At 66.9% G+C, this 14942-nt stretch carries 14 protein-coding genes; 5 read left to right on the top strand and 9 right to left on the bottom strand.

Annotation, left to right across the window (positions count from 1 at the left end):
* Nucleotides 1–11: 11 nt before the first annotated feature.
* Nucleotides 12–2018 (bottom strand): AMP-binding protein, encoded by a 2007-nt coding sequence (locus tag NO931_RS03770; RefSeq protein ID WP_256391286.1) that lies wholly within the window; start codon nt 2016–2018, stop codon nt 12–14.
* A 137-nt stretch (nt 2019–2155) separates the two neighbouring features.
* Here NO931_RS03770 and NO931_RS03765 point away from each other — a divergent pair, with 137 nt between their 5' ends.
* Nucleotides 2156–2737, top strand: a complete 582-nt coding sequence (locus NO931_RS03765) for a GNAT family N-acetyltransferase (RefSeq protein ID WP_256391285.1) — start codon at nt 2156–2158, stop codon at nt 2735–2737.
* Nucleotides 2738–3175: 438 nt separating this feature from the next.
* Here NO931_RS03765 and NO931_RS03760 read toward each other — a convergent pair whose 3' ends face one another.
* Nucleotides 3176–3415: a DUF8142 family protein gene (locus NO931_RS03760; protein ID WP_256391284.1), complete on the bottom strand. Its 240-nt coding sequence runs from the start codon at nt 3413–3415 to the stop codon at nt 3176–3178.
* A gap of 138 nt (nt 3416–3553) precedes the next feature.
* On the opposite strand from NO931_RS03760, the gene NO931_RS03755 reads away from it, so the two are divergent.
* Complete coding sequence (locus tag NO931_RS03755) at nt 3554–5239, top strand: acyl-CoA mutase large subunit family protein (protein ID WP_256391283.1); 1686 nt, start codon at nt 3554–3556, stop codon at nt 5237–5239.
* 33 nt (nt 5240–5272) lie between these two features.
* Here NO931_RS03755 and NO931_RS03750 read toward each other — a convergent pair whose 3' ends face one another.
* Nucleotides 5273–6499 carry a CPBP family intramembrane glutamic endopeptidase gene (locus tag NO931_RS03750; protein WP_256391282.1) on the bottom strand — a complete coding sequence of 409 codons (1227 nt, stop codon included), beginning with the start codon at nt 6497–6499 and terminating at the stop codon, nt 5273–5275.
* Nucleotides 6500–6505: 6 nt separating this feature from the next.
* Nucleotides 6506–6820, bottom strand: a complete 315-nt coding sequence (locus tag NO931_RS03745) for a YbjQ family protein (RefSeq protein ID WP_256391281.1) — start codon at nt 6818–6820, stop codon at nt 6506–6508.
* Nucleotides 6821–6934: 114 nt separating this feature from the next.
* Here NO931_RS03745 and mce point away from each other — a divergent pair, with 114 nt between their 5' ends.
* Complete coding sequence (gene mce, locus NO931_RS03740) at nt 6935–7318, top strand: methylmalonyl-CoA epimerase (RefSeq protein WP_256391280.1); 384 nt, start codon at nt 6935–6937, stop codon at nt 7316–7318.
* Nucleotides 7319–7395: 77 nt separating this feature from the next.
* Here the strand turns inward: mce and NO931_RS03735 are convergent, their stop codons facing one another.
* The 4 genes from NO931_RS03735 to NO931_RS03720 all read right to left on the bottom strand — a co-directional run bounded on the left by NO931_RS03735 (nt 7396) and on the right by NO931_RS03720 (nt 11243).
* Nucleotides 7396–7722 (bottom strand): hypothetical protein, encoded by a 327-nt coding sequence (locus tag NO931_RS03735; protein ID WP_256391279.1) that lies wholly within the window; start codon nt 7720–7722, stop codon nt 7396–7398.
* Between the two features lie 401 nt (nt 7723–8123).
* A complete protein-coding gene (locus tag NO931_RS03730; protein WP_256391278.1) occupies nt 8124–9584 on the bottom strand; it encodes an RtcB family protein in 1461 nt (486 codons plus the stop codon).
* 89 nt (nt 9585–9673) lie between these two features.
* A complete protein-coding gene (locus NO931_RS03725) occupies nt 9674–10759 on the bottom strand; it encodes a DoxX family protein (protein WP_256391277.1) in 1086 nt (361 codons plus the stop codon).
* 73 nt (nt 10760–10832) lie between these two features.
* The gene (locus NO931_RS03720) at nt 10833–11243 is read right to left on the bottom strand and encodes an archease (RefSeq protein ID WP_256391276.1); all 411 of its coding nucleotides are present in this window, start codon (nt 11241–11243) and stop codon (nt 10833–10835) included.
* A gap of 184 nt (nt 11244–11427) precedes the next feature.
* Here NO931_RS03720 and NO931_RS03715 point away from each other — a divergent pair, with 184 nt between their 5' ends.
* On the top strand, nt 11428–11907 hold the full coding sequence (locus tag NO931_RS03715; protein WP_256391275.1) for a GNAT family N-acetyltransferase: 480 nt from the start codon (nt 11428–11430) through the stop codon (nt 11905–11907).
* A gap of 9 nt (nt 11908–11916) precedes the next feature.
* On the opposite strand, the gene NO931_RS03710 is transcribed toward NO931_RS03715, so the two are convergent.
* A complete protein-coding gene (locus NO931_RS03710) occupies nt 11917–12360 on the bottom strand; it encodes a PH domain-containing protein (RefSeq protein WP_256391274.1) in 444 nt (147 codons plus the stop codon).
* A 126-nt stretch (nt 12361–12486) separates the two neighbouring features.
* Between NO931_RS03710 and NO931_RS03705 the strand changes: the two genes are divergently transcribed.
* Entirely contained in the window at nt 12487–14871 is a 2385-nt protein-coding gene (locus tag NO931_RS03705) for a DEAD/DEAH box helicase (protein WP_256391273.1), read from the top strand.
* Nucleotides 14872–14942 lie beyond the last annotated feature (71 nt).

Genomic DNA, 14942 nt, shown 5'->3' with positions numbered 1-14942 from the left:
GCCGAAACCGCTCAGCGCTTCGACCGGATCGCTTCCAGCGCCTCCGGATTCTCGATGCTGGAGAGGTCGCCCGGATCCTCGCCGGCGTAGGCCGCCGCCATCGCCCGGCGGATGATTTTCCCGCTCTGGGTTTTGGGGAACTCGTCGACGAACAGCACGTCGCGCGGGCGGAACGGTTTGCCCAGCTCGGTACCGACGTGCTCGCGGAGTTCGAGCCGGAGATCCTCGGTTCCTTGCCTATCGGATTCGAGTACCACGTAGGACACGACCGCTTGCCCGGTCGTCTCGTCGGGGACGCCGACGGCGGCGGCCTGGTTGACGGCGCCGTGGTCGATCAGCGCGCCCTCCACCTCGGCGGGGCCGACCTTGCGCCCGGCGACGTTGATCGCGTCGTCGGCCCGTCCGTGGAGGAACCAGAACCCGTCGTCGTCGACCTGCGCCCAGTCGCCGTGATCCCAGAGGCCATCCCAACTCGACCAGTACTCCTCGAGATAGCGCTCGTCGCCGCTCCACAGCGACTTCGTCATGGAGGGACAGGAGTCCCGGGCGACCAGAAAGCCCTGCTCGCCGTCGGCGGCGACCGATTCGCCCGACGAGTCGACCACGTCGACGGCCATCCCGAGCCCCGGCCCGCCGAGGGTGCAGGGCTTGAGCGACTGGGTCGGCATCGGCATCAGGAAACAGCCCATGATCTCGGTGCCGCCGGAGATGTTGATGATCGGGCACTCTCCGTTCCCCACGTGCTCGTAGAACCAGCGCCAGGACTCGGGATCCCAGGGTTCGCCGGTCGAGCCGAGCAGGCGCAGGCTGGAGAGGTCGTGGTCGTCCACCCAGTCCTCGCCGTGCTTGCGCAGCGCCCGGATCGCCGTCGGCGAGACGCCGAACGCCGTCACGTCGTGGTGATCGATCATCTCCCAGAAGCGGTCGGGATCGGGGTAGTCCGGCGCGCCCTCGTAGAGCACGACGGTGCCGCCGAAGGCGTGGTTGCCCAGCAGCGTCCAGGGGCCCATCATCCAGCCGATGTCAGACACCCAGAAAAAGCGGTCGTCGGGCTCGTGATCGAAGCCGAAGTAGATCTCCTTGGCGGCCTGCAGCAGCGCCCCGGCGTGCGTGTGGACGATCCCCTTCGGCTCGCCGGTCGTCCCCGACGAGTACAGCAGCATCGATTCCTGATCGCTCGGGAGCGACTTGGTTTCGTACTCGTCGTCCTGCGGGTCGACGGCGTGTTTCCACCACTGGTCGCGCTCGTCGCGCCACGGGATGTCGGCGGCGACGTCCGGGTCGCCCGATCCCAGCCGGTCGTAGACGATCGTGTCCTCGACGTGGCCCGCCTGTCCGATCGCCTCGTCGGCGGTGTCCTTGAGGAAGACGGGGTCGCCCCGGCGGTAGAACCCGTCCGCAGTAAATAGCACCGAGCACTCGGCGTCGTCGATCCGGGTCGCGACGGCGTCGACGCCGAAGCCCGAGAAGATCGGGACGGCGACCGCGCCGACTTTCAGGCAGCCGTAGAGAATCGGGACGACCGCGGGCACCATCGGCATGTAGATGCCAACGGTGTCGCCGGTGTCGATCCCGCGAGCCTCCAGCGCGTTGGCGACCCGGTTCGTCTCGGCGGCGAGGTCGGCGAAGGTGATCTCTCGAACCTCGCCGCCCTCGCCCTCCCAGAGCACGGCGACGTCGTCGCGCGCCTCGGCGTCGGCGGCGTGGCGGTCGACGACGTTGTGGGCCGCGTTGATCCGGCCGCCGGGGTACCAGTCGGTGAACTGCGGCCCCTCGGCGTCGTCGCGTACTTGATCGTACTCTTCGTAGAACTCGACGCCGAGGTAGTCGACGATCTCGTCCCAGAACCAGTCGATCCCCGACGCTTCCTCGCCCGCCACGTCGCCGGTCGTGCGGGCGATCAACTCGTCGTAGTCGTCGATGCCGTACTCCTGCATGAACTCGGAGACGTTCGTCGACTCGACGAACGCCTCGGTGGGCTCGTGGACGACCTCGTCGACGTCGCTGAGAGATGGCATGGCGTACGCGCAAATTTTGCACGAACGATTAAGAAGTTTCGCGCCGCCGATCGGTCCGCGGCCGCGCGGAGCGGATCGCCCCACGAACGGCCACCGCCGTCGGTAACGTCTTTGTCGCGGAGCGAGTAGTACCGGACATGTACGTCCGGGACGCGAAGAACCGCGAGGAGGTGTGGCTCTTGGATCACATCGAGGAGATGGGCCTCGACGCGACCGCGTTTCGCTCGCGCGACTACGTGATCGCGATCGACGAGCGGTCCGGGACGAAAGCCGGCTTCGGACGGATCCGCATCCACAAGCCCGACGACGGCGAACGCTGCGAGCTCACGAGCATCGGCGTCCTGACGGGCTGGCGCGAGCAGGGCGTCGGCGCGCACGTGCTCGAACGGCTGATCGAGCAGGCCCGCGATCAGGGGTTCGAGCGCGTCTACAGCCTCACCGACGAGCCGGGGTATCTCGCGCAGTTCGGGTTCCAGAGCGTCGCCGCCGAGGAACTGCCCGAGAAGCTACGAGAGCGTCTCGACGCCAAGCGCGAGGCGAGCGCGCCGGACGCGACGCCGGTCGTCGTCGACGTCGACGAGTTCGAGATGCCCGACCGGCTGCGCGAGCGGTTCAAGCACGCCGACGAGGAGGAGACCGAGTCCGACCCCGACGAGAACGCCGAGGACTTCGGCATCGATCCCGAATCGGCGACCTACAAGTACGACACCGGTCGCTGAGCGGGGAGGAGAGCGCAAAATCGCACGTCGGAGGGCCGCAGATCAGCGGTTGCGGAACGGCGTTTTCGACCCGGGTACGTCTTCGGTCCGGGGCGCGGCGTCGTGACGCCGCCGTTCAGGTCGAGAGAACGGCCGCGAGAACGGACGTGTCGTCGACGCCCGCGGTCGCTTCTTCTTTCTTCTCTTCTGCTCTGGTTCGGTTGCGGCGGTAGTTCCACGTCATACCAGAACCGAGGGGACGGGGAGTTAAGAATCAATTGTCGGGGTGACAAATTGGAGGATAGTTCACGACAGACGAGAGCGGGGCGCTGTAGTGGGTTGAGGGAAGATTTGGGATTACGAAAGCCGTCGGATCGGCGGATGTGGAAGATTCTAGTTGATAGTTTTTCCGGGAACCTGTCGGAATGCGAGTCGGTATCGACGGTCTGGATCGATCGCTCACCCTGCCTCGGGCTCCTCGCCGATGCCGTACTTGAACGCGATCCAGCCGATCACGCTGATAAAGAGGATCGGCGGCAGCATCACGAACACCCACAGCGGCTTGAGCCCCCATTGCAGGACGAGCGCGACGCTGGTCAGTCCGAGCACGAGGAACGGGAGGATCGCCAGCGTGGCGCGCAGGCGACTCGTTCCCGGCCCGTCCTCGGCGTCGTCGACGTCGGGAATGGGAGCGTCCATCAGTCGACCTTCGGTCGTCCGGCGGCAAAAACGAACCGGTCGGCGGCGTCCGGACGCCGCCGTCGGGTCGCGCGTCGCGACGAGTTCGGCGTCGACGGTCGCCAATCCTTAAGCCGGCACCATCCATCGTGATAAACAATGTTCGATTCCGACGACTTGGAGGAGATCCGTTCCAAGAAGGAGGAGTGGGAGGCCGAGCAGGTCGACCCCACCGTGGAACGGTTCGGCGAGCGCCAGGAGCAGTTCAGGACCGATACCGGGGGCCAGCCCGTCGACCGGCTGTACACGCCCGCCGACGTCGCCGAGCAGGACTACGACGAGGAGATTGGCTTCCCCGGCGAGGAGCCCTACACCCGCGGCGTCTACCCGACGGGCTATCGCGGGCGGCTCTGGACGATGCGCCAGTACGCGGGGATGGGCACCGCCGAGGAGACCAACGAGCGCTTCCGCTACCTGCTCGATCAGGGTCAGACCGGACTCTCGATGGCGTTCGATCTGCCGACCCAGATGGGGTACGACTCGGACGACCCGATGGCCAGCGGCGAGGTCGGCAAGTCCGGCGTCGCCATCGACTCGCTCCGGGACTTCGAGACCGTCTTCGAGGGCATCGACCTCTCGGAGGTTTCGACGAGCATGACGATCAACGCGCCCGCGTCGGTGCTGCTGGCGATGTACATCGCGCTCGGGGACCAGCAGGGCGTCGATCGCGAGGAACTGCGAGGGACCATCCAGAACGACGTGCTCAAGGAGTACGTCGCACGGAACACCTACATCTACCCGCCCGAGCAGTCGATGCGGATCATCACCGACGTGTTCGACTTCTGCGCCGCCGAGACGCCGAAGTTCAACACCATCTCGATCTCGGGGTACCACATCCGCGAAGCCGGCGCCACGGCCGCCCAGGAGATCGCGTTCACGCTCGCCAACGGCATCGAGTACGTCGAAGCGGCGCTGGAGGCCGGACTCGACGTCGACGAGTTCGCCCCGCAGCTCTCGTTCTTTTTCGCCTCGTACAACAACATCCTCGAGGAGGTCGCGAAGTTCCGCGCCGCCCGGCGGATGTGGGCGAAAATCATGGACGAACGGTTCGACGCCGAAGATCCCAAATCGAAGCAGCTGAAGTTCCACACCCAGACCGCCGGCTCGACGCTGACCGCCCAGCAGATCGAGAACAACGTCGTTCGCGTGGCGTATCAGGCGTTGGCGGCGGTGCTGGGGGGCACCCAGAGCCTCCACACCAACGGGAAAGACGAGGCGCTCGCGCTTCCCACGGAGGAATCGGTGCGGACCGCCCTCCGTACCCAGCAGATCCTCGCCCACGAGTCCGGTGCCGCCGACACGATCGACCCGCTGGGCGGGAGCTACTACGTCGAGTCGCTCACCGACGATCTGGAGGACGAAGCCTTCGAGCTCATCGACGAGGTCGACGAGCGCGGCGGGATGCTCCGGGCGATCGATCAGCAGTGGGTCCAGCGCGAGATCCAGGACGTCGCCTACGACCGCCAGCAGAACGTCGAGTCGGGCGACCGGATCATCGTCGGCGTCAACGAGTTCCAGATCGAAGAAGAAGAACAGGCGATGGACCTGGAAGAGGTCACCGAGGAGGACGAGCGCCGGCAAGTCGAACGGCTGGAGTCGGTGCGCGAAGAGCGCGACGACGAGGTCGTCGAGGACCGGCTGGCGGCCGTCCGCGACGCCGCTCAGAGCGAGCAGAACCTGATGCCGCCGCTGATCGACGCGGTGAAAGCCTACGCGACGGTCGGCGAGATCTGTAACGTGTTGCGCGACGAGTTCGGCGAGTATCAGGGCGGCGGGGCCGTTTGAGCGTCCCGCTTGTCTCCGGTCGGCGGCGTTCGGTCACCCACCCAGGGCCAGTGGCGCCACGACGTTGAGCACGAGATCGGTCGCGAGGTGGGCGGCGATCGCTCCGACGAGTCCTCGGCGCCAGTAGAGCCATCCGAAGACGACGCCTGCGAGCCCGTTCAGCGTCAACGTCCGGACGACGACGGCGGCGGTCATCTCGAAGGTCAGGGCGGCGGCCGAGAGGTGAAGCGCACCGAACCCAACCGCGCTCGCGACGATCGCACCCCAGACGATCGACTGCGATGCGTCGGTCCCGTCCGGCCGATTCCCCCGAAATATAGTCGTCGCGACCCACACCAGCCCGGTGAGCAGGCCGAACCGCAACAACAGCTCCTCCGTGATGCCGCCGTACAGCACGAGCAGCCAACTCCGCCACTGAGCGGGCGCTTCAACGTTCCCAGCCGTCGACACACGCGGTGCGAACACCCACGCGTCCAGCGCGATCAGCGCAACTCCCACGAGTGCGCCCGCTGTCGCCGGTACGAGCAACGGCTGCGAGCGCAGGCTGGGCTTCCACCTGTCGAACGTCGGCGCGTCGAATCCGATCGCCGGACCGGCGCGGAGCCCCACGATCACGGCGCCCGTGACCAGCAACCCGTTCGTGAACACGAACCCCGCGGCGACCGCGATCGGTTCGCCACCCGACTGAAGGGCCAGCACGTACGGAGCCCCGGCGAGCACGCCGAGGACGCCGACAGCTGTCAGGAGCGCGAACGGGCGTCGATCGACGGGAAAGGAACCGCCTGCGGACCGCGTCGCGACATCGCTTCTCCCTGCCGCTGCCGTCGCCGTCCTCGAGTCGTTTCTGCCGTGGATGTACAGAAACAGCGGGACGTAGATGATCCAGCTTCCGAGGACGACGGCGACCGTGGCCGACTGACTCGCCGGGACGTTCGTCGTCACGGTGTCGAGAGCGCCGACGATCGCCACGATCCCGAACAGGACGAGCGCCCCCGGACTGTCCAGCCAGTCGTAGACGACACCGACGAGCGATCCGACGATCGTTCCGATCGCCAGCCGGAACGCCGGTCCGACGATCGCCGTGATCCAGAACACGATCTCCGGGGAGAGATCTGTGCGACCGGCTGGCATCGCAGTCCGGAAATCCGCGATCACCTCGGCGCGGCCGAGCACGAGCGTCACCAGGACGAACGCCCCGGTCGCGACACCGACGGCGCTGCCAGCGACGACGCCCGCGCCAGCGGGATCGTTGTCGCTCATCGCCACTCAGTCCAGGCTGACGGCGGTCCCGTAGGCGATGATCTCGGCGCCCTTGCTGACGACCTCGGCGGAGTCGAACCGGACGTTGACCACCGCGTCCGCGCCGAGCTCTTCGGCGTCCTGTCGCATTCGGTCGAGAGCTTCCTCGCGCGCCTCCGACATCAGCGACGAGTAGGACTTGAGCTCCCCGCCAGTCACGTTCCGCAGCGACTGGGTGATGTCTCGACCGACGTTCCGGGCCTTGACAGTGTTGCCCCGCGCGACGCCGAGTACTTCCTCGATATCGCTGCCGGGGACCGTTTCGGTCGTGGTGATCTCCATACTATTATATGTATTTTGAAACTATATAACTTTTAATTGTCATTTCGGGGCAAAACGCCCGATCGCCGGATTGGGACCCGAACTGTGAACTTCCCTCGGGATGTCGGTTCTCGTATGCACTTCGACCACGCCGGGATCGCGACGAACGATCTCGACGCCGCGGCGGAGCTGTACGGCGAGCTACTGGGCGCCCCGGTCGCCCACGAGGAAGAACTCGACGGGCTTCGGATCGCGTTTCTCGATCTGGGCGACGGCTTCTTCGAGTTGCTCGAACCGATCAAACACGCCACCGTCGCGCGCTTTCTCGACAAGCACGGCCCCGGCGTTCACCATCTGGCGGTGGCGACCGACGACATCGAAGCGGCGCTGGAGACCGCACGAGAGATGGGCATCGACCTGATCGACGAGGAGCCGCGAGAAGGTGCTTGGGGGCACGACGTGGCGTTTCTGCATCCCGACGACACGGGCGGCGTGCTGATCGAGTTCGTCGAGCACTAGCAGCAGTTGGTACTACGATTTCCGTATTCAGAGGGCGGCGTGAAACTCGCGTTCAGTACAGGATGCAAACCGTTCGCTTACTCCGAGATCCTACTGTACAAAGCGCCAACGACGACGACACCAATCAGAACCGCACCAATCCATCGGACGAGGCTGCCATAGGCGAACAGTGGCAGCGCAACGAGTGAAATGAACGCCAGTGATAGTCGGATTAGTTCGGGACCTTCGACAGCGAGATAGACCACTCCAGCGACGACAAGGCCAATCCCTAGCGCAGCGAGAAGTGACATGAATCCGAACGAGTCTCGAAATGTGAGGCCGACAATAGCAAACACGAGACCAATAAGGACAATACTCGACTCGGAGAGCGTGGGGGAACTCCTGTGCTTTTGGAGGGCGTCCATAGAGTTCATGTCAACCATTATTGCTTAAATATCTGCCGTTCAGTAGGCACACGGGGCTCCCGAACCACGCGATCCATTTTCAACCGCATTTCCGAATACGGAACCGCGCTAGCCACTACTGCTGGGAGTACGCGATCACGTCTGAACGCCTCGAAAGCTCTTACTGCGCTTCTGGCGACTGCTGGTCCGGACGACTACTCCTCGAAAGCCCTCGGCACGCTCCGGTCGCGCGGCTCGCTTCGCTCCGCTTCGGTGCTACTTCGCCGATTTTCCCGGAGCGCGGCTCGCCCTTTTAGTCCGCCAGAAACCGACCGCAACCTCCACCTCCCCAACCTGTTCCGCGCCCACGGAGGGGCGCGAGAGCCCTCGCGCGCGTTGCTCACGCGCGCCGGGTGATCTGATCAGCCCTTGATGTTACACACCGGGAACGTCCGGGCGACCTTGTCGCCGATCCCCAGCGCGTCGGAGACGCGCACCACCTCGTCGACGTCTTTGTAGACGCCAGGCGCTTCCTCAGCCACCGTGGCGCCGCTCTGGGCCTTGACGTAGATCTGTTGCTGTTCTTCGAGATCGTCCTGCACGTCGCCGCCCCAGAACTCGTTTTTCGCCTGCGTCCGGGACATCAGTCGGCCGGCGCCGTGAGCCGTCGAGCCGAACGTCTCGGCCATCGACTGGTCGCCGCCCCGGAGGACGTAGCTGCCCGCGCCCATGCTGCCGGGGATGATGATCGGCTGGCCGACATCGCGGTACGCCGCGGGCACCTCGGGGTGGCCGGCGGGGAACGCCCGCGTCGCGCCCTTTCGGTGGACGTACAGGCTCTTCTCCTCGCCGTCGACCTCGTGGGTCTCCTTCTTGGCGATGTTGTGGGCGACGTCGTACAGCAGCTGCATCTCCATCTGCTCCCACGTCCGGTCGAACACCTTCTCGAACACCCGGCGCGTGCGGTGCATGATGAGCTGCCGGTTCACCCACGCGAAGTTGATCGCCGCGCACATCGCGCCGTAGTACTCCTCGGCGAGCTGCGAGCCGGCGGGCGCCGACGCGAGTTCCTTGTCGGGCAGCTGGTCCAGCAGTCCCGAGTGGGTCTTCTCGATCTCTCGGAGGTAGTCGTTGCAGGTCTGGTGCCCGAGACCTCGGCTCCCGCAGTGGATCAGCACGACGATCTGGTCCTCTTCGAGGTCGAACTCGTCGGCGACGTCCTGGCGGAACACGTCGGTGACGCGCTGGACTTCGAGGAAGTGGTTCCCGCTGCCGAGGCTTCCGAGCTGGTTTTTCCCGCGGTCCTTGGCCTTCTGGGAGATCGCGCTCGGATCGGCGTCGGGACGCCGCCCTTCGTCTTCGCAGGCCCGGAGGTCGTCCTCGACGCCGTACCCCTCCTCGACGGCCCACTCGACGCCGCGCTCCAGCACCGCTTCGACCGTGTCGATTCCGCTCTCGACGATGCCGCCGCCGCCGAGTCCCGACGGAACGTTCGCAAAGAGCGCGTCGACGAGCTCCTCTTCCTTGCCCTGCACGTCGTCGTACGTGAGGTTCGTCGTCATCATCCGGACGCCGCAGTTGATGTCGTAGCCGACCGCGCCCGGCGAGATGCAGCCGTCTTCGGCGTCGAGCGCGCCGACGCCGCCGACCGGGAAGCCGTACCCCTGGTGGCCGTCCGGCATGCAGATGGCGTACTTCGAGATCCCGGGCAGGTGGGTCGCGTTCTTGAGTTGCTGGAGCGTCTTGTCCTCAGAAATCTCGTCGAGCAACTGCTCGCTGGCGAGCACGCGCGCCGGCGCGCGCATCTCTCCCTCCTGTGGAATCTCCCAGACGTAGTCCCGCAGTTTGTGCAGGGTGATACCGTCGGCGTCGTAGGTGGTCATACCCGTATATCGCCTCGCAGCACCGGAATAGGTTTCGAGTCGTCGCCGCACCGACGTGTCGTCGGTCGGTGACGGACGGACAGACGCCGTCAGTCGTCTCCGGGCACGCCAGCGCGCCCGGACGCCTCGGCGTCCTCCGTGGGTTCGCGCAGCCAGTTGTCGACCGCCAGCGGGCCGCTCCCCGTGATAAGGAGCATCGACACCATGCCGTACAGGGTGACGTGGGCAAGCACCGGATCGTCCGGCAGTCCGAACAGCGTCAGCGTGAACATCAGAAATGCGACGGCGGCGCCGCCGCGCGTGAACACGCCGAGGAACAGCGCGACGCCGAGCGCGAGCTCGGTCAGACCCGCGCCGAGCACCCAGAGTCCGGCGTCGACGGGCACGACCGCCGTGAGGTCGTACTTCGCGACGACCGCCAGTCCCGTGCCGGGCGCGAGCAGCTTCTCGACGATCCCGAGGTACGCGAACGCGATCCCGAGACCGGCCCGGACCACCGTCGGCGCGTAGCGCTCGTAGGGCTCGATCACTCCGTCGAACCAGTCCGCAAGTCCGTAGACGGGGTCGAAGCGCCCGTAGATCGTCCCCGGCGTCCCGGCGACCTGCTTGAGCATGTGATCCGCGCTGGGCCGGCCGCTGCCGACCAGCACGATCGCGATGAACCCCGGAATGTACTCGAACGCGAGCAGCAGGTCGGGGGCGAACGGCAGCGCGACGAGGTAGGCGAGTAACCCGATCGCCGCCACGGCCCGCGTTGCGAGGCCGAAGAGGAGCAGGAAGCCGACCGCGACCTGGAACACGCGCACCGACCACATCACTTCGGGGCTGAAGAAGTAGCCCGCGAAGCCCGCGCCCACGAGGGGAAGCCCCAGCGAGAGCCGGAGCATCCACGGGACCAGATCGCGATACCCCGACAGCGTCTCGCGGAGCACGGCCAGATCAGTCCGGGCCGGGCGGAATCGCAGGTACGCGACCGCGCCGGCCAGCGTCGCGACGGCGCCGCCGCCGACCAGCGCCAGATTGAGCGGCTCGGAGAGCACGTCGACGGCGAACGCCAGCCCGGCCTGTCCCTCTTGCTCGTCGGAGACGTACCTGACGTGGGCCGCCGCGGGCTGAACGAGCAGCCACAGCGCCGCAACGATCGCTCCCGCGTACCCCGCCATATGACGGTTCATGGCCGGTACTTGGGGAGCCAGAGTAAAACGTGATCCGCTTCGGGACGCCCGAACGCGGACCCCGCGCCGAAACTCAGACGTCGAAGACGACGTACGCGCGCCAGCCGTCCGCCGTTTCCGCGATCTCCATCTCGGAGTAGGTGACGGCCTTGATCTCGCGGGCCGACACCACAGACAGCGGGACGCCGCGGGCCGATCCGTGCAGTTCGAACTCGCCGCTTCGCTCGGCGATCTCGACCTCGTTGTCGACCGGCAGCACGCCGCGCACGTCGCGCTGGTAGATCAGTTCGTCGAGATAGTCAAAGAGCAACGCCTCCCGGCTTTCGGCGTCGACGCGCACGTCGAAGCGCTCGCCCTCTCCGGGGACGTCGTCGCACATCGCCGCGGCCAGCCCGTCCGCGACGGCCCCGGCGACGGCGTCGAACGTCGGTCCCTCGGCCTCGACGGCCACGTCGGCCGTGTGATCGCGCAACTCGTAGCTCACTGCGCTAACGGACGGGAGTGGCGACCGTCAATCGGTCGGTTCGGCGGCGGCGCACCGGATCGTCAGTCAGCGGATCGCAGCGAGTCTGCCGGTGTGTTGCCGAGCGAAGCGAGGCAACGCCCGGCAATCGACCGGAGGGAGATTGCCGGTGGAATTATATTCGCGTCCCGAATACGTACCGGTAGTGAGCGTCAACGTCGACACGAGCGTCGTCGCCCCCGGCAGCGACGACCGCCTGGAGGACGCCTGGGACCTCAAGGAGACCATTCGCCAGTCCGACGGGGTGCTCAAGCAGCGCCGCAGCTTCTTCGCCGACGCCTACCGACGATCCACGGTCCACCTGCTGGTCGACGGCGACGACCTCGTGGGTTTCGCGGCGGTACGCCGGGACGGCTACATCCTGTTTCTCGCGGTCGCGCCCGGCTATCGCGGCGAGGGGTTCGGCAAGCGACTCGTCGCCACCGTGGCGGAGGAACACGACTCGGTGACCTGCCACGCCCGCGCGACGAACGACAGCGCCCTGCAGTTCTACGAGTCGCTGGGCTTCGAGATCAAGCGCCGCATCGACGCCTACTACGAGGACGGCGGCGACGCCTACTACCTCAAACTCGGCGACGACGCGGGCCTCGCGAGCAAGCTCAGCGATCTCGTCCGGCGCCGATAGTCTCGCGGCTCAGCGACTCGCTGTGCGCTGCCGTCGGGCGTCCTCGATCACGTCGATCGCAGTCTCGATGTCGTCGACGAAGAACAGTTCCGCGTCTCCGTCGTCGGTTTCGATGCGGAGTCGCGCCCGCAGGCCGCCGCCGAACAGCGCTTCGAGCGGACTGCGGAGGATGGCCCCGAGCGACCGGCGGGCTGGTTCGGTCGTAACGGTCTCGATCGCCTCCAGCGGCGCGTCGACGTGCTTGCCACCGAGCGTGTCGTCGAACGAGTGCGGGCGAAACCCCACGCGCCGGTCGGTTACGAACAGCTTCCCGCCGACCGCCCGGCGCCGGTTCTGGGTGTGGTTCGCGCGCGCCTCGAATCGCACCGCCTCGTCGTCGTCGAGATCGAACTCGTCCCGAGACGGCTCGCCCAGTAGCCGCATGAACACGTCGAGCGCCGACATGATCGCCACACCGGGCGCTTACAAGTTGAATTTATCGACGTTCCTCGGCAGGAATCCCCGTCGGAGCGCGCCGGTCATGGGCTTCACGCCTCCTGCGGTCGACATCGTTACTACTACCGAGTCGAAAGAGCGCCCGTGGACGAGACGATCGAGTGGCTGCGCGGGCGTCCGTACTACGAGGGCCAGATCGCGGACCGGCGCGTCGTCCCCGGAAGTGACGCCGACCTCGCAGCTCTCGACGTCGAGGATCGGCTGGCGGACGCGCTGGCCGACCGGGGTATCGAGTCGGCGTACGCGCATCAGGCCGATGCGATCGAGAAGATCCGCGACGGGCGCAACGCCGTGCTGGCGACGCCGACCGCGAGCGGCAAGAGCCTCGCGTACACCGTCCCGGCGTTCGAGCGGGCGCTGGACCGCCGGGCGACGACGCTGTATATCGCCCCGCAGGTCGCGCTGATCAACGATCAGGCCGAGACGCTGTCGGATCTGGCTCACGACCTGGGCTTCGCCAGCGGCGTCACCGTCGACCGGTACACCGGTCGGCTCTCGAAATCCGAGAAGGAAAGCGTCCGCGACCGGCAGCCCACCGTACTGCTGACGACGCCCGACATGCTCCACTACGGCATCCTGCCCCACGGCCACCGGCTGTGGGACTGGTTCTTCCAGCGCCTCGAAACCGTGGTGATCGACGAAGTTCACGAGTACCGCGGCGTGTTCGGCAGTCAGGTCGCGCTCGTGATGCGCCGACTCCAGCGCCTGTGCGAGCGGTTCGATTCGGATCCGCAGTTCGTCTGTTGCTCGGCGACGATCGCCAACCCCGCCGAGCACGCCGGGAACGTGACCGGCCAGCCCGCCGACTCGTTTTCGGTCGTCGACGAGGACGCTTCGGCGTCCGGCCCGACCCACTGGCTGCTGTGGAACCCGCCGGAGTACGAACGCGAGAATCAGGGTTCCGGTCATCGGCGCTCGAACCACGTCGAGGCCAAACGCCTGTTCGTCGACCTCGTCGGCAAGGGCTACCAGACGGTCGTATTCACGCGGGCGCGCCAGACCGCCGAGCGCTACGCGAGCGACAGCGCCGAGGAACTGCGAGACCGCGGCTTTTCGGACGAGGCCGCAGGCGTCACCGCGTATCAGGCAGCGCTCAGACGCGAGCGTCGCGACGAGATCGAGGCCGGGCTCCACGACGGCGACATTCGGGGCGCCTGGAGCACGAACGCGCTCGAACTCGGCGTCGACATCGGCGGGCTCGACGCCGTGATTCTGGACGGCTACCCCGGGACGAAGATGGCGACGTGGCAGCAGGCCGGGCGCGCGGGACGGGGAACAGATCCCTCGCTCGTCGCGCTGGTCGCCGGCGAGGACCAGCTCGACCAGTACGTGATGCGCACGCCCGAGGAGCTGTTTTCCGGCGATCCCGAGCACGCCGTCGCCAACCCCGAGAACGACCAGCTCGTCCCGCCGCACGTCCTCGCAGCGGCGCGCGAGAACTGGCTCTCGGCCGGCGACGAGCGCCACTTCGGCGCCCAGTTTCCGGACGTCGTCGCGGAGCTGGAGTCCGTCGGCGACCTCGAGCGCCGGACGACCAACGAGGGCGTCCGCTGGACGGCCGACGTCGACGGCAGCCCGCACCACGAGATGAGCCTGCGCTCGATCGACGATCGCGAGATCCAGCTCCTCGACGCGCGCTCGGGCGACGCCATCGCCAGTCTGCCGTTCGGCGACGCGCTCCGGGACGCCCATCCCGGCGCGATCTACCACCACCAGGGCCAGCGCTACGAGGTGACCGAACTCGATCTGGAGCGGGATCTCGCGGAGCTCTCGCCGACGTGGACGGACTACCATACGCGCGTCCTGCACGACAAGGAGATCACCGTTGAGCGCGACATCGACGAGCGACGGCTTTCCGACCGCGACACCGTTGAGCAAAGCTCAACGAGCCCTGACTCGGCTTCGCCTCGTCAGGATGACGTGACGGTTCGCTTCGCGGAGGTGACGATGCGCAAGCAGATCACCGGCTTCGAGCGCCGCGACGCCAAGCGCGGCGAGCCGATCGCCCGCGAGACGCTGAACCTACCGGAGACGACGCTCCGGACGCGCGCGCTGTACTTCACCCAGCCCGATTCGATGCAGGCCGATCTCCGGGCGACTGCGACGGATTTGGAGGACACGTTCGAGGGCGCGATCCACGCCGCCGAGCACGCGCTCATCTCGCTGTTCCCGCTGCAGGTGCTGTGTGACCGGCGCGACATCGGGGGCCTGTCGACGCCCCGGCATCCCCACACCGGCGAGAGCACGATCTTCGTCTACGACGGCTACCCCGGCGGGGTCGGGCTGACGCGCGAGGGGTACCAGCGCCTGCCGGAGATGCTCGGCCGCACGCGAGAGCTGCTCGCGGAGTGTCCCTGCGACGACGGCTGTCCGAGCTGCGTGCAGTCGCCCCACTGCGGGAACGCCAACGACCCGCTCTCGAAGGGGCTGGCGCTGGATCTGGTCGATCGGCTGCTCGATCCTCAGTAAGTTACGGCTTGCTCGAATACCTCGGGACCGGAACAGCGGCGACCAACACCGCGAAAGTCCCACCCGCGATG

The organism is Natronoarchaeum rubrum (assembly GCF_024494695.1).
Note: the sequence above shows the minus strand (reverse complement) of the source record. Positions and strands in the feature narration are given on the sequence as shown.